This is a genomic window from Microbacterium timonense (assembly GCF_900292075.1).
Classification (GTDB): domain Bacteria; phylum Actinomycetota; class Actinomycetes; order Actinomycetales; family Microbacteriaceae; genus Microbacterium; species Microbacterium timonense.
Genome location: NZ_OLMV01000001.1, coordinates 322165 through 341261 on the forward strand (window position 1 = coordinate 322165; position 19097 = coordinate 341261).

Consider the following 19097-nt stretch of genomic DNA (forward strand, 5'->3'; position numbering starts at 1 on the left):
GGCCTTTCACAGTGGATGCACAGGGGCGAAAGCCTAAGGTGGCGCCGGCCTGCTACGAGAGGGTTGCGAGGGCCACGTCAGCCCGATCGGTGACGATGCCGTCGACGCCCGACTCGACCAGGCGGACCATGTCGCCCGGGTCGTTGACAGTCCATACATGCACCTCCACGCCGTGGCGATGGGCCGCAGACAGGAAGCGGGGCGTGACGATCCGCAGCGCCCCCTGGCGCTCGGGCACCTGCAGTGCATCCACGTCGGCCAGGGCGCGCGTGAGGAGCCGGTCGGAGCGCGCCGTCAGTGCGGTGAGCACCCGCGCGATCGTGCGACGACCACCGGAGGTGGCGGGACGGGTGCCGCGACCGGTCGACGCGGCCGCCCGCAGTGCCGCCAGCCGCCGCGCGTCGGAGAAGCTCGTCAGCAGCACCCGGTCGGCGTGCCGTGCGACGATCGTGCCCACGTCGACGGCGGCATCGGCGGCCTTCACATCGAGGTTGAATCGGAGAGTCGGGAAGGCGTCGAGCGCCTGCGCGAGCGTGACGAGCCCGCCGCGCTCGGCCATGAGCTGCTCCAGTTCGCGCGAGCCGACCTGTGCGACCTTGCGCGGGTCGCCGGTGACCCGTGACAGATCCTCATCGTGGAAGAGGACGATGACCCCGTCGGCGGTGCGATGGCAGTCCGACTCCACGTATGCGGCTCCGGCCGCGTGGGCCGCGACGATCGCGGCGAACGAGTTCTCGACGATGCCGGCACGCGCGTCTTCCGCTGTCACGAGCCCTCGATGCGCCAGGACCCGCGGCGGGGCGGCACCGGCGAACCAGGGGTGTGTCACGGGGTCGGGGGAGTGATGGCCGTCGGCGGCCCGCCGGCGTTCGTGCCGGTGCCCGAGGTCGCCTGGGCGCGGCCTCTGGCCGCGGCATCCGCCATGACGCCGCCGAAGGAGCCACTGAGACCCTTGAGCGCCTCGGTGAACTCGCTCGGGATGATCCACAGCTTGCTCGATGCGCTGTCGGCGATCTTGGGCAGCGTCTGCAGGTACTGATAGGCCAGCAGCTTGTCGTCGGGGTTGCCGGAGTGGATGGCATCGAAGACCGTCTGGATGGCCTCGGCCTCACCCTGGGCGCGCAGGACCGCGGCCTGCTTGTCGCCTTCGGCGCGGAGGATCTCGGCCTGCCGGCGCCCCTCGGCCTCGAGGATCTGCGACTGCTTCGAGCCCTCGGCGGTGAGGATGGCGGCACGTCGGTCACGTTCGGCGCGCATCTGCTTCTCCATCGAGTCCTGGATGGAGATCGGCGGGTCGATGGCCTTGAGCTCGACGCGCGACACCCGGATGCCCCACTTGCCGGTGGCCTCGTCGAGGACGACGCGCAGCTGACCGTTGATCTCGTCGCGGCTGGTCAGCGCCTCTTCCAGGTTCAGTCCACCGACGACGTTGCGCAGCGTGGTGGTGGTCAGCTGTTCGACGGCGCCGAGGTAGTTCGCGATCTCATACGTGGCCGCGCGCGCATCGGTGACCTGGAAGTACACGACCGTGTCGATGGAGACGACCAGGTTGTCCTCGGTGATCACCGGCTGCGGCGGGAACGACACCACCTGCTCACGCATGTCGATGAGGGGGCGGAGCCTGTCGATGAAGGGCACGAGCAGATTCAGGCCCGGCGTGAGCGTCTTGTGGTAGCGACCCAGACGCTCGACGACGCCGGCGGTGGCCTGCGGCACGATGCGGATGGAGCGGAAGATCACGACCAGCACGAAGATGAAGACCGCGATCGCGAGGATCCAGCCGATGGCCGCGGGGATGGCGGATGCGAAGTCGTTCATGCGAGCGGTCCCTCCGGGGCGGAAGTGAGCGGGTCGGGGGAGTCCGAGCGGACGATCGCGGTCGCGCCGTCGATGCGGCTCACACGGACGCGCACGCCGGGCTCGAGATCGCCGGCCTCGGTGCGGGCGGTCCAGGTGTCGCCGTTGGCGAGCTTGACCTGCCCGGCGTGGGCGCTGACGGACGAGACGACCACGCCGCCGATGCCGATGAGGGCTTCGACGTTGGACGGAGTGGGGTCCTCGCCGCGCCGCAGCCGCCGCAGCAGCGGTGGTCGCAGCAGGAGGACGAGCACCGCGGCCACGGCCGCGGCGATGATGACCTGCAGCCAGATGGGTGCGCCGAGCAGATCCGAGACGAGACCGGCGAGTCCGCCGATGCTGAGCATCAGGAAGGTGAAGTCGAGAGTGAGCATCTCGATCACCAGGAAGACGAGGATCAGGACGAGCCAGCCGATCCACGCCCATTGTTCGATGGTCTGGATGAGCTCCACGATGCGCCTCCTCTTGCTTCGAACCTAGCAGGTAGGGTCGCTGTGTGACTGAGACATCCACCCCGATTCCCGCCGGTTCGCTGAGAGGCAGGACCGCCCTCGTGACCGGCTCGTCGCGCGGCATCGGCGCCGACACCGCGCGCTTCCTCGCCCAGGCCGGCGCCAACGTCGTCATCAACTACCGGAACAAGGCACCGCGGGCCGAGAAGCTCGCCGGTGAGCTCCGCGAGCTGGGCGTCGAGGTGCTCGTCGTCGGCGCGGACCTGACGGATGCCGAGTCGGTGCAGGCGATGTTCGACGAGGTGGCGAACGCGTTCGGCGGGCTGGACGTGCTGGTTCTCAACGCATCTGGCGGGATGGAGTCCGGTATGGCGGAGGACTACGCCCTGCAACTCAACCGTGATGCCCAGGTGCGGGTGCTCGAGACGGCGCTGCCGCTGCTCCGCGAGGGATCGCGGGTCGTCTTCGTCACCAGCCACCAGGCGCACTTCATCCGCACCACGCCCACCATGCCGGAGTACGAGCCGGTGGCCCTCTCCAAGCGAGCGGGCGAGGACGCCCTGCGCGAGCGGATCCCCGCCCTGCGGGAACGCGGCGTGGACTTCGTGGTCGTCTCGGGCGACATGATCGAGGGCACCATCACCGCGACCCTCCTTGAGCGCGCCAATCCCGGCGCGATCGCCGCGCGCCGCGAGGACGCGGGCAAGCTCTACAACGTCTCGGAGTTCGCGGCCGAGGTCGCGGCCGCCGCGGTGGACGACATCCCCGCCGACAACACCCGTCTCGTGGGTGACGTGTCCTCTTTCGGGGCGGAGGGATCATGAAGGCGCGCGACATCGAGAGCCTGATCTCGGTCGGGCGCCCTGAGATCGCTCCGGATGGTGGTTTCGCGGTCTTCGCCACCTCCCGTCCCGATCTCTCGGCCAATCGGGCCGTCGGCCAGATCTGGGGCGTCGAGCTTCCCGACGGCACCCCGCGCAGGCTCACGCGCGGCATCGCCGACAGCTCGCCGAGACTGTCGCCCGACGGCTCCCGGCTGGCGTTCCTGCGGGGAGATGCGAAAGGCAAGCCGCAGGTGCACGTCGTCGCGGCCGCCGGCGGTGAGCCGGTGCAGGCCACCGACGCCGTGCTCGGTGTGGAGTCGTTCGCGTGGTCGCCCGACGGGACGAGCCTCGCGTACCTCGCCCGGGTGCCCGAGCAGGGCCGGTACGGCAGCGTGGAGGGACTGGATGCCTCGGCGGAGGCGCCTCGGCACATCACGGGGGTCCGCTGGCATGCGAACGGGCTCGGCTACATCGCCGACCGACCGGCGCACGTCTTCGTCGTCGCTGCTCCCGCACCGGATTCCGAGCCGTTCTACGAGCCGGCGCCTGCCGTGAGAGCCGACGACGCCGAGCCTCCGAAGAAGCGGATCGTCGCGGCCGAACCCGTGCAGCTCACGAACGGCACGACGTCCCATGGCGGTCTGGAGTTCACAGCAGACGGTCGTGAGGTTCTGACGGTGCCCGACGACATCGAGCCGGACCGCCGGGACCTGCGCGATCGTCTGGTGGCGGTCGCCGTGGACGGCTCGGGGGAGAGGGAGGTGCTCGGCGCCGACGCGGGTCTGTCGATCTCCGACGTCGTCGTCGCCGACGACGGCACGGTGGGGCTTCTCGCACACGAGATCGGCGATGGGCGGGACTTCATCGCACCCGGTGTCGGCCTGTTCCTGCTGGAGGACGATGGCCCGCGGCGACTCACGGATGCGGAGACCATTCAACTGGGCGAAGGTCACCTCTCCGTCGACGGTGGAGAATTCCTCGTGCAGGATTCCACCCGGGGCCGCCTGCGGCTGCTGCGTGTGACGCGTGACGGGTCGATCACCGAGCTGCTCGGCGGTGATGTCGAGGTGGGCGGACACGCTGCCGCCGCCGGGCGCGTCGTCGCGTCGGTGGCGCGGCCCGACACCTTCGGCGAGCTCGTCCTCGTCGAAGGGGGCGCGGTTCGCACCCTCACCTCGTTCGGCGCCTCCATCGCCGCGGCGGGGATCGTGCCGCCACGTGAACTCACGGTGACGGGGCGCGACGGCTACCCGGTGCACGGCTGGGTCGCCACGCCGGAAGGGGACGGCCCGTTCCCGGTGATCCTCCAGATCCACGGTGGGCCGTTCGCGTCCTACGGGATCCACCTGTTCGATGAGACGCAGGTGCTCGTGGATGCCGGCTACGCGGTGGTGTACTCGAACCCCCGCGGCTCGGCCGGATACGGCCGCGCGCATGGTCGCAGCATCCGTCAGCAGATGGGAACGGTCGACTTCGCCGATGTGATCGACTTCCTCGAGGGTGCCCTGGCCGACGACCCCCGCCTGGACGGAACGCGCGTCGGCGTGCAGGGCGGGTCGTACGGCGGCTACCTGACGGCCTGGGTGATCGCTCACGATCACCGCTTCCGCGGAGCGATCGTGGAGCGCGGCTTCCTCGATCCCGCCTCGTTCCAGGGGACCAGCGACATCGGCTCGTTCTTCGGCGACGAGTACGTCGGGGTCTCGGTCGACGACATCGCGCGCCAGAGCCCGATGGCCGTCGTGGGCCAGGTCACCACTCCGACACTCGTGATCCACTCGGAGCTGGACTACCGCTGCCCGTTGGAGCAGGCGACGCGGTACTACTCCGCGCTCAAGCGTCAGGGCACCGAAGCGGAGCTGCTGGTGTTCCCGGGCGAGAACCACGAGCTCACGAGGTCGGGCCAGCCCCGCCACCGCGTCGAACGCTTCGACGCGGTGCTGGACTGGTGGCGACGTCACCTCCCGGTCGACTGACCACGACGCAGGAAGACCGCGGCCCCGGAGCGATCGCTCCGGGGCCGCGGTCGTGTGCGGACCTGATCAGATGTCGCCCTTGAACGTGAAGGCGCGCACGATGTTGATGATGCCGAGGACCACGAGGGCGATGCCCAGCAGCCACCACAGCACCGCTGCACCCCACAGAGGGGAGAACAGCAGGATGATGCCGGCGATGATGCTCAGGATGGCGAAGAAGATCGACCAGCCCTTCGACGCGGCATCGCCGAGCGTCGACAGTGCGACGACGCCCTCGACGATCCACAGGATGCCGACGAGGATGCCCAGGAACAGCGCCAGCCAGGCGGTGGCCTGACCGATGTTGAACAGCGCGACGACGCCGGCGATGATGAACAGGATTCCGAGCACGATGTGCCCGACACGGGCCCAGCCGCCCTTGGTCTTCGCGAAGATGCCCAGGCCGGCGTAGACCAGCCCCGCGGCGATCGCGTAGATCGCGATGATGGCGGTGACGACGGCGGCCGTCTTGCCCGGCCAGACCAGAATGAGGATGCCGACGATGACGGCCAGAATGCCGCCGACGCCGAGCGCCGTGCGGATCCCGTTGACGGCCGACTTCCCGGCCTCGGATGCGGTAGACATGAGGTCGCCTTTCTGAGAGTTACCTGTGTGTCATGCGGCTAAAGCTTAGACCCGGCGTCGAACATTCGGGCCAGCATTCCCGTGTGTTGCGTTTTGCCCATCGCCCGCGACGGCCCCGCCGCGCTAGCGTGAGCGTGCATTCCCGCGCAGGAGGAGGACCGCATGGCCGTCATCTCGAGAGGTTTCGGCGCACGGCGCCGTGAAAGTGATCCGCACCTGCCTCCGGGGCAGTACCTCACCGAGGACTTCCCGGTGCTCTCCGCGGGTCCCACGCCCCGGGTGGATCTCGCGCAGTGGCGTTTCGGCATCCGGAACGAGCGCGGGCAGGAGGTGTCGTGGTCGTGGGACGAATTCCTCGCACTCCCGATCGACGACGTGCACACCGACATCCACTGCGTGACCCGCTGGTCGAAGCTCGGGACGTCATGGCGCGGAGTGTCGCTGGACACCCTGCTGGCGGCGGTCGAGACGGACGCCGAGTACGCCATGGCGCACTCGTACGGCGGCTACACCACCAATGTGCCCCTGGACGAGCTGCGCGGCGGTCAGGCGTGGATCGCGTTCGAGTTCGAGGGTGAGCCGCTGGATCCGGAGCACGGCGGGCCGGCCCGCCTGCTGGTGCCGCACCTGTACTTCTGGAAGAGCGCGAAGTGGGTGCGGGGTCTGACTCTCATGGACCACGACGAGCCGGGCTTCTGGGAGCAGAACGGGTACAACATGCACGGCGATCCTTGGACCGAGGAGCGCTATTGGTGACGGTGGGCGGCTGGCGCGAGGGCCGCGTCGTGGAGACCGTCGCCGCCACACCGTCGGCGCGCGTCCTGCGCGTGCAGGTTCCCGGCTGGCCGGGCAGTGCCGCCGGGCAGCATGTCGACATCCGGCTCACTGCCGAGGACGGGTACCAGGCGGTGCGCTCGTACTCCCTGGGATCGTACGGCGAGGCTGACACGATCGAGCTCGCGGTGGACGAGGTGCCCGACGGGGAGGTGTCGCCGTATCTGGTGCGCGATGTCCGGCCGGGTGACGAGCTGGAGGTGAAGGGGCCGCTGGGCGGCTACTTCGTGTGGCGGCCGGGGGGAGTGGCGCCGGTGCAGCTCATCGCGGGCGGCTCGGGCGTCGTGCCCCTGGTGGCGATCGCGCGCGCGGCGACGGATGCCGGGGCCGGGGCATCCATGCGTCTTCTCTACTCCGTTCGAACGGCCGAAGATGCGATATATCGTGATGCCATCGAGCGTGCCGGCCAGGACGGGGGAGTGGAGGTCTCCTGGCGCTACACCCGGGCGGCCCCGGACGGCTGGCAAGGCCCGGTGGGACGCCTCGACGACGATGCCCTGCGGGAGGCGACCTGGCCGCCGCAGCGCGAGCCGGTCGTGTACGTGTGCGGTCCGACGGGTTTCGTGGAGCACGTCGCCGACGCGCTGGTGCGGCTCGGTCATGCGCCGTCGCGGATCAGGACCGAACGATTCGGAGGTGCGTGATGCGTGCGGAGAACGCGCAGAGCGTCGTGGACGGGAACGCGGCGGCCGGACTGCTGTGGGACGTGTTCGGGACCGACGTGACAACCCTCGTGGGTGTGTGCGGCGGCTGCGGGTCGGCGGCGCCGCTGGCCGAGGCCGTGGTCGAGCTCGATGAGGTCGCCGCCATCGTGCGCTGCCGCACCTGCACGCACACCCTGCTGACGGTGCTGCGGCAGGGGGACGGGGTGCGGCTGGTGCTCGGAATGCTGGGGGAGCTGGTGCGGGAGTAGCGGCCGCCCGCTTCGCCGCTCAGCCCAGAAGCGCTGTCACGATGATCAGCACCGGCACGCAGCCGATCGTCGTCAGGAACACCGTGTCACGGGAGATGGTCTCGCCCACGTCGTAGCGCTGGGAGTAGTTGAAGACGTTCTGTGCCGTGGGCAGCGCCGCCAGCACGGTGACCACGAGGACGTCGGCCGGGCCGAGGTGGAACACGAACGCGGCAGTGGCCCAGGCGATCAGCGGCATCGCGACGAGCTTCAGCGAGGTGGCCAGGACGATGTCGCGTCGGCGTCCCGACGCTCCCAGCACCCGTTGCCCGTGCAGCGAGATTCCGTACGCGATGAGCAGGATCGGCACGCAGGCGTTGGCGATGAGGGTGGCCGGCTCCATGACGAGCGGAGGCAGGTCCAGTCCGCTCACCGACACCAGCGTTCCGAGGACCGAGCCGACAACGATCGGATTGGTGCCCACGCGGGCGATCGCCCGCCAGAGCGACCCGCGGCTGGAGGTGACGGCATCCAGGATCGCCATCGTGATGGGCGTGAACACCAGCAGCTGCATGAGGATGACCGGGGCGGGATACGCCGCCGACCCGAGCAGGTACAGCGACAGCGGGATGCCGATGTTGTTGGAGTTCACCTGGCCGGCGCTGAGCGCACCGATCACCGTCTCGCCGACAGAGCGCTTCCAGAGGACCCGAGCGATGGCGGCGTACACGGCGATCACCGCGACGGCGGCGATCGCGGAGACCGGCAGCAGTGCGGAGAACAGCGTGTGCACATCGGCCTGTGCGAGCACGACGAACAGGAGGAAGGGCGAGAGCACGAAGAAGGTCAGCCGCGCCAGCACCGGGCGCGCATGCTCGCCCAACAGGTCGATGCGCCCGAGGATCCAGCCGACCAGGATCGCCACGCCCACCACGACGAATCCGGTGAGCGACTCCAGCATGCTTCGAGCCTAGGGAGAACGCTCGGTCGCTCAGAAATCCGGGTCGCCGTCTGTCAGACTGACGAACGCAGAACGAAGGGAATGACGGATGCCCGAACCTCGCGACCGCCCGACCCGCAAGGCCGACCTGCTGGCGGCGCTCAGTGCGCCCGCCGCCGACGTCTGGGTGGCGACGGCCTCGCCTGAGGCGATCCCGCACCTGGTTCCGCTGTCGCTCGCGTGGGTCGACGAGCGCGCCGTGATCGCGTTGGACGGCGATTCGCCGACGGCACGCAACATCCGAGCATCCGGCATCGCGCGACTTGCCGTCGGCCCGACACGGGACGTCGCGATCATCGACGCCGTGCTCGAGCGCACCGCGGGCGTCGACGACGACGAGACGCTCGGTGCACCGTATGCCGCCCAGGCCGACTGGGATCCGCGAGGCCTCGTCGGCTACGTGTTCCTCGTGCTCCGGCCGCTGCGGATCCAGGCGTGGCGCGAGTCGAACGAGCTGTCCGGGCGACTGCTGATGCGCGACGGCGAATGGCTGGTGTGACGCCCAGCGCAGGTCGCATCGGCCTTCAGGTGTCACGACACGCGGTCACCTCGCGCGGGAAGGCGCTTTTGGTGACACCCGAAGCAACGATCCATCGATCGGGGAAGACGAGAGGACCGGATGCCTCAATAGAGCGTCTCGCCGCGTTTGAGCATTTCGACGTACTGTGCGACGCGGGCCTCACGTGAACTCGGCCGTTTGAGGTTGCTCACCCGGAACGCCATCGCGAACCGGTTCTGAGCCGTCTGGGCGGCGAACGCCTTCGCGACGTCCGGATCGGCGTCCAGCGCCGCCTGCAACTCAGGCGGGATCTCACCGTCACGCTGCCGATAGGCGTTGTCCCAGCGTCCGTCCGCCTTGGCACGGTCGATCTCGCGTTGGCCCTCCGGTCGCATGCGGCCTTCTTCGATGAGCCGAGTGACATGCCCGATGTTGACCTTCGACCACATGCTTCGCGGCTTTCGTGGCGTGAACGATTGCAGGAAGTAGTCGGCGTCGAGCGATTGCGACTGTCCGTCGATCCACCCGAAGCACAGTGCGACATCGAGCGCTTCGGGATACGTGATGCCGGGTTTGGTCGACGCCTTCTTGCGCAGTCGCAGTCTCACACCGGCGGGATCCGGGTCGGATTCGAGCCACGTCTCCCACTCGGTGACCGTGTCGACTTGCAGGATCGGCTTGTCGGCATGCTTGACCATACCGGCACGATACCGTTCGCCGATAATGCACATTATGTCAGCTTGAACTTGTACTACGTGCGAGATTCGCAATTACTGCAGAAACGGGTATCACTCGGCGCTCTCCCCTGAAAGCTGATCTGACCAGGCGTTCTCACCTATCTCGCCTGCTTGCCCATGGTGGGTCGCGTTGTGCTGACGTGTGTACGAACCAGTTCAGCGATGCCGGCTGCTCCTCGACGTCGACGTACCGAGACCACCGCACGAAGTTCCTGGCGCGATCGATGAACGGCAGATAGACGCGGAGCATCGGCAGATCCCGGTGGGACGCCGGGATGAAGTCACGAGCGGGGGCGTGCCATCCCGACTGATCCAGCTCCACTATCGTCTGCGCCCTGCACAGACCGTAGCGACGCACCGCTGACACGGGCAGTTCGGCGGGGCGCGTTGTGGTGTCGATCGTGATGGGCTGACGTTAGTGAGGAAACGGGTAACACGGTTTCTCAGCAGAAACGACACTATGTGCGTTTCTCGCAATTGCCGCAGAAACGGATGTGGCACAGCGTGCCTTCCCTGAAAGATCAACTGACCTTTGGGCAGAAGGAACGTGCCAGCGACACTGTCTGCGTAGGGGCTGTCAGGGATCGACGCTGACCGTCGACAGCCGTCGCCCGGTCTGCCCATCAAGCGAGATCAGCGCAACATTGTTGAGCTGCAGCACATCACCGGCCTCTACACGAACGGCGGGAGCGAGCGTTGCGTGAGGTCGATATCCGCTGCCCCAGAAGGCCGGCTCGACCGCCTCGAAAGTCGTCATCTGCATCACCCGTGCCGCGAGCGACTGGTGCAGTCGATGGAAGTCAGGATGCTCGGCAAGGAGGACAGGAATGCTATGTGTCGCTCCGAACTGAGCTGCGGGGCCGAGAACGACTCCGAAAGCCGACGTCGCCTCGACGATCTCGATGAGCGATGCGGAGATGGCGTCAAACTGCGAGCGGTCCGCTCGGAAGTTGCCCACAAGGGTGACATGGACCGGCCAGTGGTGTCGGTCGACGGCCACCGGCACTTCGATCGGGGTCGCCATGATCGTGAACAGGTGACGGTTCTCCATGATGGCCCACACGCTATCGGACGTGCGCCGACTCTTCCTCGCCCGCACAATAGTGAGAAAGTGGATAACGCACTTTCCCACCAGAACGACACGATGTGCGCTTCTCGCAAACCGGATCGAGCGGCGTAGCCCACGATGGAGAGATGCTTCCGACTCATCAACTCGCCGCCGCAGTGCTGGTTCGCAACGTTCGTGGCGACCTCTTGATGGTCGCGAGCCCATACAGAACGGACCTGGTTCTCCCCGGAGGCATCGTCGAAGAGGACGAGCCCCCGGCTGTCGCAGCAGCGCGTGAGGTTCACGAGGAGACTGGGCTGCTCGTGAGTCCCACGCGGCTACTCGTCGTGGAGCACCTGACGCGAACCTCGACCGGAGGTTCGGGCCTGCGCTTCGTCTTCGATACCGCCCCGGTGCCGGTAGACGTTTCCCTCGTCAAGCAGGAGGGCGAGGTTGCCGAGCTGCTCTGGTTACCGCCGGACCAGGCCGTGCAGCGGCATGTGCCACGCGGTCGAAACCGTCTCCAGGCCGCCTTGGCAGCACTTAGCGACGGCAAGACCACCTACCTGGACGGCCACTTCGACGCCCGTTGGTGAAGAAGTTGGTAACGGGATCACCCATCAGAAGTTGCGTTGCGAAAGCTAGTCGGCGGCGAGTAGACGAGCGCTCGCGCTGCGCTCTCGTGACCCGTCTCATCTCGGGCTCACGACGCGCCGATCGCCTCCTGGCGTGCATGTGATCCATCAACGTGTGAGGGCCGAGAGGTACGTGATTGACTTTCGAGATGGTCTTGAGGATGAGGTTCTGCTTTGTCGGATGACGTCGATCAGCCTCCTGAAGGCGTCAACGCTTCTGCCCGGGCGGCCGCTCGGCGGCGAATCGGACAGGTGGGCTGGATTCTCTGGGTGATCCTGTTGGTCGCGGCCGGGGTGCTGGCGGCCTCTATGGTCGGCCTTCTGATGGAGGGCGCCTTTGGTGGTGGCCTGAGTGCCCATGAGGTCGGCGACTGGGTCGGAGCGGCGCGTGCCCTGCTTGTCGCTTCGATCGCCTGCTGTGTCCTCGCCGCGATCGCGAGGCGCTGGGTTCTCTTCTCGCTGTCAGTCGCCACCGCGCTCCTGCTCGCGGTGATGAACCACTTGCAATGGAACGCCGGCGCTTGAGCACGGGTCCCAGAAGACACGGCAGCTATGTCGGTCGGGAAGATGAGCCATACAGGTCGCTAGCCGAACCCTCCCCCGCTCCCGACTCCTTTCGCGGCGATCGCCGCCGGTAACCGGACGGAACCGAGGCGGAGCAGCGCGACACGAATCCGCCCGAGTCGTTGACGAATCCCAGGTCCGCTGCTAATTTCCGGACGTAACTCCGCTGATGCGTCCATGTCGGCTCGGTGAATCCGTGAGGAGTGTGACATGAAGAAGCGAACGATCATCGTGGGCGCGCTCGTGGCCGCGGCCGGCTTGGTGGCAGTCGGCGGTCTGGCTGCGTCCGGTGGATCATTCACGAACCCGGAAGCAGGGCCCCTCCCCGAGGGTGTCACCGTCGTCACGCGACAGGTGTACGAGGATGCCTTCGCGAAGTTCGAGGCATGCATGAAGGATGGTGGCGCCTCGCTCGCCGGCAGGCATGATGTCGCTGGAGTGCACATGTTCTCCTTCCTCGCCCAGGACGAACCGGTATACGACAGGTGCTATGTCGACTTCGCACCGGTCGACTTCCGGTGGCAGGTCTCCAGGTCGTACTACACGCCGGTATTCGACAGGTATCGCGAGTGCCTGACGAACATGGGCGTCGAGCCGGGAAAGGACGCGGAGACCATCCTGGCCCAGGTCGAGGACAGCGGCATGGACGTCCGGAAGTGCTTCGAGGAAGACACAGCGAACGGGTGACGTGAACGTCCCACCTCGTCCCCGTGCTCATCGAAGTGAAATCGAAGTGGTTCCCTTCTCGCCCTGAGGATCGACAGCGCCGATCTCGTCCACGTCGTCGCCCGAACGCAGGGAGTGCACCATCGTGCGCAGGATCTCGCTCGCTCGCGCTCGGTCCGCGGGCGTGAGATCCGCCAGCATCCGTATCTCGACGTGTCGTACCGCGGTCGTCGCCTTCTCGAGCTTCTGCCGTCCCTGGGTCGTCAGTCGCGCCGGAAGCGTCTTGCCCACGCGGTCCTCCGGCGGGCGGACGACGTCGCCGATCTGCTCGAGGCTCTGCAGCAGGACGTTCATCGACTGTCGCGTCACGAACGCTCCCCGAGCGAGATCGGAGTTCGACAGTCCCGGGCGCTGCGCAAGCAGTTCGAGGCAGGCGTAGTGCGTGATGCTCATTCCGAGGGGACGAAGGACCGTCTCCATCGCCGCGCGCAGGGCGCTGGATGCCTCTTTGAGCAGGTATCCGGGAGAGTTCTCGAGGTCGATGCCCGCGTCGTCTTGACTCATGTCAGAAGTCTGACATACCGTGGCGCATGTCAGAAAGCTGACATTCATTTCGAAGGAGCAACCATGCCCGCCACCGGACCCGACTTCCTCTCACTGCAGGTGCGCGACCTCGACGCGTCGCAGGCGTTCTACGAGCGCTATCTCGGCCTCGTCCGCTCCCCCGCCGGTCCGCCGCACGCCGTCGTCTTCGCGACGCAGCCGATCCCCTTCGCCGTCCGCGACATCGTCGTGGGCGCCGATCTTGACGCCGTCGCGCAGCCGGGCGCCGGCATCGCGCTGTGGCTCCACGCCACCGATGTGCAGCAGATCCACGACGCCCTCCTCGCGGACGGCCACCGGATCGTCGCCGCGCCGATCGATGGTCCTTTCGGGCGCACGTTCACCTTCGCCGATCCTGACGGGTATCACATCACGCTGCACGACCGTGCCTGAACGAGGATGAGGCGCTCGCGGGCAACACCGAGAGCGTGCTCTCGGTGAAGACTCGAAGGGCCCCTGCTGATCAGACCACTCCGGCGGCGGTCACGGACGATCGTTTCGGACCGCGATCATCGGGCGTGAGCAGAGGAACCTGGACAGGCTGGATGTCGAAGGAGGCACCGTGATCAGGACGCTCAATCAGGTCGTCGAGTACGTCGACGCTCACCTGGACGACGAGCTCGACGTCGCGGCGCTCGCTCGCCGGCTCGGGACGACCGAGTACCACGTGCGACGGATGTTCTCGTCATTGGCGGGCATGCCGCTGTCGGAGTACGTCCGTCGTCGCCGCATGACGGTCGCTGCCGCGGACGTGCTCGCAGGCGTCGATCTGCTGAGCGTCGCCGTCCGGTATGGGTACGGTTCGACCGAGGCGTTCGGGCGGGCATTCCGAGCCGTTCACGGCTCGGGCCCCGGAGATGTGCGCCGCCGCGGTGGCCCCCTTCGTTCACAACCGCAACTCAGGTTCCGCCTGACCGTCGAAGGGACGACACCCATGGACACCCGCCTCACCGAACGACCCGCGTTCCGTCTGATCGGGCACGCCGCCCGCGTGCCGCTGATCCACGAGGGCCCGAATCCGCACATCCAGGCCCACATCTCGTCGCTGCCCGCATCAGAACATGAACGACTGAAGACGCTGAGCGAGGTCGAGCCTGCGGGCCTGCTGCAGGTCAGCGCGGACATCGACCCGGACTATGTCGAGGGCAGCGAGCTGACCTACCTCCACGGCGTCGCGATGGATGCCTCCTCCCCCGTCCCCGACGATCTGGACGTGATCGATGTGCCGGCCGGCACATGGGCGGTGTTCCGCACAGCCGGCGCCTATCCCGCCGCACTTCAGGAGACCTGGGCGGCGACAGCGACGGAGTGGTTCCCCTCGAACCCGTGGCGGCTGCGGCCGGGACCGTCGATGGTCGCTGTGCTGGACCGCTCCCCCGACCTCCGCACGGCGACCTGCGAACTCTGGCTTCCCGTGGAGAGGGACTGAGGGCGCGCAATCTTGCTGCGAGGGGTCTCCGCCGCCGCGCCTCGGTCTGGCAGACTTCCGGGATGCCGCACCCTGAACTCCTCGCCCGGCTCTGGCCGGCGTCCGCGCTCCGCGTCACCTCCGGCGACCTCGAGCTTCGCTGGATCGACGATGAGATCCTGGTCGAGCTCGCCGAACTGGCCGGTCGCGGCATCCACGATCCAGCCGACATGCCGTTCGAGCACCCGTGGTCGCGGGGAACCGCCGACGAGGTGGGGCGGAGCGTCCTCACGTATCAATGGAGCGCGCGGACGCAGGTCACCCGCGACCGGTTCGCCCTGGAGCTCGCCGTGCTGCACGACGGGCGGCCGGTCGGCATCCAGGGGCTCACCGCGCGGGATTGGCCGGTGCTGCGCAGCGTCCAGACCGGCTCGTGGCTGGGGCGCGAGCACCAGGGGCGGGGCATCGGCACCCGTATGAGGGTCATGGCACTGCATCTGGCGTTCGACGGCCTCGGTGCCGACGAGGCGACATCAGGGGCCTTCGCCGACAACCCCGCCTCGAACGCCGTCTCGCGCCGCGTCGGCTACCAGCCGGACGGCGCGGTCAGAGTGGCGCGAGACGGCGTGGCGGTCGCTCACAACCGCTACGTCATGTCGCGCGAGAGGTGGGCGTCGCTCCGGTCGGAGCACGCCGCCCTGCTGGGCGCACCGGTCGCGGTCACCGGCGCCCGGTCATTCCGGACGCAGATCGAAGGCGCGACGACAGAACGCTGACCGGACCGGCCGCGGGGGTGGAGACGCCCGCGGCCGTCGCGGTGATCAGAGTCCGGCGCTGTCGTCGGGCATGCTCGCACTGCGCCGGGTGACGCGCGAGTTGGTTGCGGGGTCGACGTCGGTGTGCGTCACGACGTCAGAGCGACGGCGCCGCATCAGCAGCACCAGGCCTACGAGGAAGATGACCACGCCGGCACCCATCAGGATGTAGCCGATCATGTCGAGGTTCACCCAGTCGACCTGCACGTTCAGGGCGAATGCCAAGATCGCTCCGATCGCGAACAGAACGATTCCTGCTCCGATGCTCATCGAAAGCTCCTTTCCTGGGGCGCCTTCGGCCCCTCCCCTCCAGGGGACGCGTTCGTCCCGCCTTACAGGCTGGCGTATCGACCAGGAGGCGGGCAGGGGCTTGACAGACGCCGTGAATCCCGGCATCCCGCGCGTGACTACTGTGGAATGGTGCACAGCCTTGCCCGTTCCGCAGCGGCCGGGCCGGGACTGCGCGCGTGGGTGATCTGGACGGTGGGCGTCGCCGCATACGTGCTGGCGATCACCAACCGGTCGTCGCTGAGCGCGGTGGGAGTCGACGCGGCCGCGCGCTTCGATGCCGACGCCGCCACGCTGTCCCTCTTCGCCGTGGTCCAGCTCGCCGTGTACGGCGGCATGCAGATCCCCATCGGCGTGCTGCTGGACCGATACGGCGCGCGCCCCATCATGACGATCGGCATGTCGCTGATGGCCGTCGGCCAGCTGACCATGGCCCTGTCCCCCAGTGTCGGCGTCGCGATCCTCGCGCGCATGCTCCTCGGCGCCGGAGACGCGGCCATCTTCCCCGGCGTGCTGCGGCTGATCGCCACGTGGTTCCCCGCGCAGCGCGGCCCCATCATGGTGCAGCTCACCGGCATCGTGGGACAGGCCGGTCAGCTCGTCGCACTCATCCCCCTGGCGGCGCTGCTGCACGCCACGTCGTGGACGATCACCTTCGGCAGCATCGCCGGGCTGGGCGTGCTGTTCGCCATTCTGGTGTTCCTCCTCATCCGCAACCACCCGCCTGACCGCGACGAGGACGTGTCCGTCGACACCGACACCGGCGCCATCCGGGTGGTGACCTCCGCCGTCGACACCGGCGTCGGCATCAGGGCAGCGTGGGCACACCCCGGTACTCGACTGGCCTTCTGGTCGCATTTCACGACCCCGTTCGCCGGCACCGCCTTCGTGCTGCTGTGGGGGATGCCGTTCCTCACCGCCGGCGAGGGACGCAGCACGGCCGAGGCGGCGTCGATCATGTCCCTGTACGTCGTGGTCGGCATGGTCCTCGGCCCGATCATGGGAGAACTGTCGCGCCGCAACCCCCATCTGCGTTCTCAAGCCCTCGTGCTGCCGACCATCGCCGCGCAGGCGGCGGCCTGGATCGTCGTCATCGCGTACCCGGGGCCGGCGCCGCTGTGGCTGCTGCTCGCGCTCGCGGTTGCGCTGGCCACCGGCGGTCCCGCATCGATGATCGCGTTCGACCACGCGCGCACGCACAACCCCTCGCACCGGCTCAGCACCGCCACGGGCGTGACCAACGCGGGAGGATTCCTCGCCGCGCTCCTGGCGATCCTGCTCATCGGACTCGCGCTCGACCTTCAGGGGGCGGGCACGCCCGCGACGTACAACCTCGATGCCTTCCGGCTCGCATTCCTGATGCAGGTGCCCCTGTGGCTGCTGGGCGGCGCCTTCATCGTGGTCGAGCGCAAACGCACCCGCATCCGGCTCGGCATGGACCCGCCCCGGACGCCCCGGCGCTCCCGTCGGTGAGGCACAGGACCACCGCAGCGGTGGACCCATCCGATCCGCTGTCTGACGGGTCCGCTACGGTGACGGCATGACTCGCGCCGTCTTCTACACCGCGACCACACTGAACGGCTTCCTGGCCGACGACCACGACTCCCTCGACTGGCTGTTCGCCGCGCCGGGCGGCGAGGGCGGCGACGACGACTTCCAGCAGTTCCTCGCGGGCATGGGCGTCCTCGTCCAGGGTTCCTCCACCTACCGCTGGGTTCTCGAGCACGAAGACCTCGTCGCGCATCCGGAGAAATGGCCCGGGTACTACGGTGATCGCCCCACGTGGGTGTTCACGAGCCGTGAGCAGCCGGTCGTGCCCGGTGTCGACATCCGCTTCGCGTCGGGCGACGTCCGTGAGGCGTGGCCGGAGATCCGCGCGGCCGCCGGGGATCGGGATGTCTGGATCGTGGGCGGCGGCGATCTTGCCGGGCAGTTCGCGGATGCCGGGCTGCTGGATGAGATCCGGGTCTCGGTCGCACCCGCCACGCTGCGCTCGGGCAAGCCGCTGATGCCGCGCGATCTGGGCGCGGACCGGCTGAAGCTCACTGCCGTGCGCAAGGCGGGAGCGTTCGCCGAGCTCACCTACACGCTCAAAGGCGCCCGGGAATGAGCCGGCGATGGCGTGGAGTGCTGGCCGCGCTCACCAATCCCGACCTGCGAGCGGTGCTCGCCGAAGCCATGACCGCTCCCCCGCTCCCGGATGCCCGCCGTCGCCGGGCGATCGCCCGCCTGTCGGAGCTCGGGCTGGTACGAGCCACGCCGTCGGGAACGCTCTCGTTCGATGAGGCGACGGTGCGCAGCATCCTCGCGGAGGAGCGTCCCGTGAAGCCATCGGGGGTGGCCCGCTTCCTCGACGCGGACGGTCGGATCGATCGCTATCCGGCTCAGCACGGCGATCGCTTGGACCTGCTCGCATGGGTCGCGGACCAGGCGTTCTCGGCCGACGACGCCCTCGCCGAAACGGAGGTCAACGAGCGGCTGGAGCGCTTCACAACCGACGTCGCGGTGCTGCGCCGCTACCTGGTGGATGCCGGGATCCTGGAGCGCACGAATTCCGGCTCGCAGTACCGGCTCGCGGCGGTGTCACCGCGGTGACGGAGCGAACGGGGTCCAGTCGGCGAACTTGGGCGTTCGCCCGTCTCCCGATGACGTCCGGGTGAGGCGACGGCGCACCCACGGCCCCACGTGTTCCCGGTAGTACGCGGCGCCGCGCGTGCCCCCCTGCGGGAGAGGCGGCAGTGACCACCACACCGGCGGCGCGTCGAATCCGAGCGCGTCCAGCACGCGAGCAGCCACCCGGTGGTGTCCGCGGGAGTTCATGTGCAGGCGGTCCTCCGACCAGTACGGCGGGGTCGCGAGCTCTTCATCGAACCAGTTGTACGCGCGCACGACGTCCGGCCGCGAGGCGAGGTGCGACTCGACGGCGTGTGAGAGCAGGTCGCCACGACGCTTGATCACCCTCCCGAGCGGAAGCTGCGCCGTGGGATTCGCCCCCGACAGCACGATGAGCTGTACGCCTTCCTCGTCGCAGCGACGAAGGACGGTGTCGAAGGCGGCGACCACGCGACTCACATCGGTGCGGGGACGCAGCATGTCATTGCCGCCGCCGTTGAACGAGAGATGGGTCGGCTTGAGGGCGAGAGCCGGCTCCAGCTGCTCCTGGACGATCGGCCACACGAGCTTGCCTCGGATCGCCAGATTGGCGTACTCGATCGGCTCCCCCGCGGCATCCGCCCAGCCCTGAGCGACCAGGTCGGCCCAGCCCCGTACGTGTCCGTCCGGCAGCTCGTCGCCGACGCCCTCGGTGAACGAGTCGCCGATTGCGACGTATCGAACGGATGCCACGGGCTCCAGCCTACGGCGAGCGTCGCCGTG

At 68.3% G+C, this 19097-nt stretch carries 25 protein-coding genes; 15 read left to right on the forward strand and 10 right to left on the reverse strand.

The genetic code is table 11. From position 1 onward, the window contains the following. Positions 1-52 precede the first annotated feature (52 nt). The 3 genes from C9992_RS01565 to C9992_RS01575 are packed head-to-tail and all read right to left on the reverse strand — an operon-like array spanning position 53 to position 2309. Positions 53-829 (reverse strand): glycerophosphodiester phosphodiesterase family protein, encoded by a 777-nt coding sequence (locus C9992_RS01565; RefSeq protein ID WP_106813843.1) that lies wholly within the window; start codon positions 827-829, stop codon positions 53-55. Beyond that, the gene (locus C9992_RS01570; RefSeq protein WP_235007912.1) at positions 826-1818 is read right to left on the reverse strand and encodes an SPFH domain-containing protein; all 993 of its coding nucleotides are present in this window, start codon (positions 1816-1818) and stop codon (positions 826-828) included. Before C9992_RS01570 ends, C9992_RS01565 begins: the two co-directional genes overlap by 4 nt. Then, positions 1815-2309 carry an NfeD family protein gene (locus C9992_RS01575; RefSeq protein ID WP_106813844.1) on the reverse strand — a complete coding sequence of 165 codons (495 nt, stop codon included), beginning with the start codon at positions 2307-2309 and terminating at the stop codon, positions 1815-1817. The genes C9992_RS01570 and C9992_RS01575 overlap by 4 nt, the downstream gene beginning before the upstream one ends. 44 nt (positions 2310-2353) lie before the next feature. Here C9992_RS01575 and C9992_RS01580 point away from each other — a divergent pair, with 44 nt between their 5' ends. Continuing rightward, positions 2354-3133 carry an SDR family oxidoreductase gene (locus C9992_RS01580; protein ID WP_106813845.1) on the forward strand — a complete coding sequence of 260 codons (780 nt, stop codon included), beginning with the start codon at positions 2354-2356 and terminating at the stop codon, positions 3131-3133. Then, the gene (locus C9992_RS01585; RefSeq protein ID WP_106813846.1) at positions 3130-5109 is read left to right on the forward strand and encodes a S9 family peptidase; all 1980 of its coding nucleotides are present in this window, start codon (positions 3130-3132) and stop codon (positions 5107-5109) included. The genes C9992_RS01580 and C9992_RS01585 overlap by 4 nt, the downstream gene beginning before the upstream one ends. A 66-nt stretch (positions 5110-5175) precedes the next feature. On the opposite strand, the gene C9992_RS01590 is transcribed toward C9992_RS01585, so the two are convergent. Next, the gene (locus tag C9992_RS01590) at positions 5176-5733 is read right to left on the reverse strand and encodes an HdeD family acid-resistance protein (protein ID WP_106813847.1); all 558 of its coding nucleotides are present in this window, start codon (positions 5731-5733) and stop codon (positions 5176-5178) included. A gap of 162 nt (positions 5734-5895) precedes the next feature. On the opposite strand from C9992_RS01590, the gene C9992_RS01595 reads away from it, so the two are divergent. Genes C9992_RS01595 through C9992_RS01605 form a run of 3 tightly spaced genes read left to right on the forward strand, consistent with a single transcriptional unit; the run spans position 5896 to position 7480 of the window. Then, entirely contained in the window at positions 5896-6489 is a 594-nt protein-coding gene (locus C9992_RS01595; RefSeq protein ID WP_106813848.1) for a sulfite oxidase-like oxidoreductase, read from the forward strand. After that, a complete protein-coding gene (locus C9992_RS01600; protein ID WP_106813849.1) occupies positions 6486-7211 on the forward strand; it encodes a ferredoxin reductase in 726 nt (241 codons plus the stop codon). Before C9992_RS01595 ends, C9992_RS01600 begins: the two co-directional genes overlap by 4 nt. Next, on the forward strand, positions 7211-7480 hold the full coding sequence (locus tag C9992_RS01605; RefSeq protein WP_106813850.1) for a DUF6510 family protein: 270 nt from the start codon (positions 7211-7213) through the stop codon (positions 7478-7480). Before C9992_RS01600 ends, C9992_RS01605 begins: the two co-directional genes overlap by 1 nt. A 19-nt stretch (positions 7481-7499) precedes the next feature. Here C9992_RS01605 and C9992_RS01610 read toward each other — a convergent pair whose 3' ends face one another. After that, positions 7500-8420, reverse strand: coding sequence for an AEC family transporter (locus C9992_RS01610; RefSeq protein ID WP_106813851.1), 921 nt, complete (start codon positions 8418-8420; stop codon positions 7500-7502). Positions 8421-8508: 88 nt separating this feature from the next. Here C9992_RS01610 and C9992_RS01615 point away from each other — a divergent pair, with 88 nt between their 5' ends. Beyond that, positions 8509-8958, forward strand: a complete 450-nt coding sequence (locus C9992_RS01615) for a pyridoxamine 5'-phosphate oxidase family protein (RefSeq protein ID WP_106813852.1) — start codon at positions 8509-8511, stop codon at positions 8956-8958. Between the two features lie 125 nt (positions 8959-9083). Here C9992_RS01615 and C9992_RS01620 read toward each other — a convergent pair whose 3' ends face one another. Together C9992_RS01620 and C9992_RS01625 are read right to left on the reverse strand one after the other, a co-directional pair. Next, positions 9084-9656, reverse strand: a complete 573-nt coding sequence (locus C9992_RS01620; RefSeq protein WP_106813853.1) for a YdeI/OmpD-associated family protein — start codon at positions 9654-9656, stop codon at positions 9084-9086. A 616-nt stretch (positions 9657-10272) separates the two neighbouring features. After that, entirely contained in the window at positions 10273-10746 is a 474-nt protein-coding gene (locus tag C9992_RS01625) for a 2'-5' RNA ligase family protein (protein WP_160150818.1), read from the reverse strand. Positions 10747-10889: 143 nt separating this feature from the next. On the opposite strand from C9992_RS01625, the gene C9992_RS01630 reads away from it, so the two are divergent. The 3 genes from C9992_RS01630 (at position 10890) to C9992_RS01640 (ending at position 12629) form a co-directional block, all read left to right on the forward strand. After that, positions 10890-11339 (forward strand): NUDIX domain-containing protein, encoded by a 450-nt coding sequence (locus C9992_RS01630; protein WP_106813854.1) that lies wholly within the window; start codon positions 10890-10892, stop codon positions 11337-11339. A gap of 213 nt (positions 11340-11552) precedes the next feature. Then, entirely contained in the window at positions 11553-11903 is a 351-nt protein-coding gene (locus C9992_RS01635; RefSeq protein WP_146145283.1) for a hypothetical protein, read from the forward strand. A 249-nt stretch (positions 11904-12152) separates the two neighbouring features. After that, positions 12153-12629 (forward strand): hypothetical protein, encoded by a 477-nt coding sequence (locus C9992_RS01640; protein ID WP_106813856.1) that lies wholly within the window; start codon positions 12153-12155, stop codon positions 12627-12629. A gap of 27 nt (positions 12630-12656) precedes the next feature. Here C9992_RS01640 and C9992_RS01645 read toward each other — a convergent pair whose 3' ends face one another. Further along, positions 12657-13172: a MarR family winged helix-turn-helix transcriptional regulator gene (locus C9992_RS01645; RefSeq protein WP_106813857.1), complete on the reverse strand. Its 516-nt coding sequence runs from the start codon at positions 13170-13172 to the stop codon at positions 12657-12659. Positions 13173-13235: 63 nt separating this feature from the next. Between C9992_RS01645 and C9992_RS01650 the strand changes: the two genes are divergently transcribed. The 3 genes from C9992_RS01650 (at position 13236) to C9992_RS01660 (ending at position 15395) form a co-directional block, all read left to right on the forward strand. Next, positions 13236-13604 carry a VOC family protein gene (locus C9992_RS01650; protein ID WP_106813858.1) on the forward strand — a complete coding sequence of 123 codons (369 nt, stop codon included), beginning with the start codon at positions 13236-13238 and terminating at the stop codon, positions 13602-13604. A gap of 169 nt (positions 13605-13773) precedes the next feature. Next, on the forward strand, positions 13774-14640 hold the full coding sequence (locus tag C9992_RS01655) for an AraC family transcriptional regulator (RefSeq protein ID WP_106813859.1): 867 nt from the start codon (positions 13774-13776) through the stop codon (positions 14638-14640). 62 nt (positions 14641-14702) lie between these two features. Continuing rightward, on the forward strand, positions 14703-15395 hold the full coding sequence (locus C9992_RS01660) for a GNAT family N-acetyltransferase (RefSeq protein WP_106813860.1): 693 nt from the start codon (positions 14703-14705) through the stop codon (positions 15393-15395). A gap of 45 nt (positions 15396-15440) precedes the next feature. On the opposite strand, the gene C9992_RS01665 is transcribed toward C9992_RS01660, so the two are convergent. Further along, positions 15441-15704: a DUF6458 family protein gene (locus C9992_RS01665; protein ID WP_106813861.1), complete on the reverse strand. Its 264-nt coding sequence runs from the start codon at positions 15702-15704 to the stop codon at positions 15441-15443. A gap of 150 nt (positions 15705-15854) precedes the next feature. On the opposite strand from C9992_RS01665, the gene C9992_RS01670 reads away from it, so the two are divergent. The 3 genes from C9992_RS01670 to C9992_RS01680 all read left to right on the forward strand — a co-directional run bounded on the left by C9992_RS01670 (position 15855) and on the right by C9992_RS01680 (position 18317). After that, a complete protein-coding gene (locus tag C9992_RS01670; protein WP_235007914.1) occupies positions 15855-17195 on the forward strand; it encodes an MFS transporter in 1341 nt (446 codons plus the stop codon). A 67-nt stretch (positions 17196-17262) separates the two neighbouring features. Beyond that, positions 17263-17832 carry a dihydrofolate reductase family protein gene (locus C9992_RS01675; protein ID WP_106813863.1) on the forward strand — a complete coding sequence of 190 codons (570 nt, stop codon included), beginning with the start codon at positions 17263-17265 and terminating at the stop codon, positions 17830-17832. Then, positions 17829-18317 carry a DUF2087 domain-containing protein gene (locus tag C9992_RS01680; protein ID WP_200826200.1) on the forward strand — a complete coding sequence of 163 codons (489 nt, stop codon included), beginning with the start codon at positions 17829-17831 and terminating at the stop codon, positions 18315-18317. The genes C9992_RS01675 and C9992_RS01680 overlap by 4 nt, the downstream gene beginning before the upstream one ends. Here the strand turns inward: C9992_RS01680 and C9992_RS01685 are convergent. Further along, positions 18306-19067 (reverse strand): SGNH/GDSL hydrolase family protein, encoded by a 762-nt coding sequence (locus C9992_RS01685; protein ID WP_106813864.1) that lies wholly within the window; start codon positions 19065-19067, stop codon positions 18306-18308. The genes C9992_RS01680 and C9992_RS01685 overlap by 12 nt on opposite strands. Between the last annotated feature and the right edge of the window lie 30 nt (positions 19068-19097).

Bases quoted from the DNA above. Each gene is read 5' to 3' on its own strand.
- C9992_RS01615 (WP_106813852.1), top strand. From the start codon at position 8,509: ATGCCCGAACCTCGCGACCGCCCGACCCGCAAGGCCGACCTGCTGGCG.
- C9992_RS01610 (WP_106813851.1), bottom strand. From the start codon at position 8,420: ATGCTGGAGTCGCTCACCGGATTCGTCGTGGTGGGCGTGGCGATCCTG.
- C9992_RS01680 (WP_200826200.1), top strand. From the start codon at position 17,829: ATGAGCCGGCGATGGCGTGGAGTGCTGGCCGCGCTCACCAATCCCGAC.
- C9992_RS01675 (WP_106813863.1), top strand. From the start codon at position 17,263: ATGACTCGCGCCGTCTTCTACACCGCGACCACACTGAACGGCTTCCTG.
- C9992_RS01640 (WP_106813856.1), top strand. From the start codon at position 12,153: ATGAAGAAGCGAACGATCATCGTGGGCGCGCTCGTGGCCGCGGCCGGC.
- C9992_RS01620 (WP_106813853.1), bottom strand. From the start codon at position 9,656: ATGGTCAAGCATGCCGACAAGCCGATCCTGCAAGTCGACACGGTCACC.
- C9992_RS01650 (WP_106813858.1), top strand. From the start codon at position 13,236: ATGCCCGCCACCGGACCCGACTTCCTCTCACTGCAGGTGCGCGACCTC.
- C9992_RS01595 (WP_106813848.1), top strand. From the start codon at position 5,896: ATGGCCGTCATCTCGAGAGGTTTCGGCGCACGGCGCCGTGAAAGTGAT.
- C9992_RS01570 (WP_235007912.1), bottom strand. From the start codon at position 1,818: ATGAACGACTTCGCATCCGCCATCCCCGCGGCCATCGGCTGGATCCTC.
- C9992_RS01585 (WP_106813846.1), top strand. From the start codon at position 3,130: ATGAAGGCGCGCGACATCGAGAGCCTGATCTCGGTCGGGCGCCCTGAG.
- C9992_RS01660 (WP_106813860.1), top strand. From the start codon at position 14,703: ATGCCGCACCCTGAACTCCTCGCCCGGCTCTGGCCGGCGTCCGCGCTC.
- C9992_RS01645 (WP_106813857.1), bottom strand. From the start codon at position 13,172: ATGAGTCAAGACGACGCGGGCATCGACCTCGAGAACTCTCCCGGATAC.
- C9992_RS01665 (WP_106813861.1), bottom strand. From the start codon at position 15,704: ATGAGCATCGGAGCAGGAATCGTTCTGTTCGCGATCGGAGCGATCTTG.
- C9992_RS01625 (WP_160150818.1), bottom strand. From the start codon at position 10,746: ATGGAGAACCGTCACCTGTTCACGATCATGGCGACCCCGATCGAAGTG.
- C9992_RS01630 (WP_106813854.1), top strand. From the start codon at position 10,890: ATGCTTCCGACTCATCAACTCGCCGCCGCAGTGCTGGTTCGCAACGTT.
- C9992_RS01590 (WP_106813847.1), bottom strand. From the start codon at position 5,733: ATGTCTACCGCATCCGAGGCCGGGAAGTCGGCCGTCAACGGGATCCGC.
- C9992_RS01605 (WP_106813850.1), top strand. From the start codon at position 7,211: ATGCGTGCGGAGAACGCGCAGAGCGTCGTGGACGGGAACGCGGCGGCC.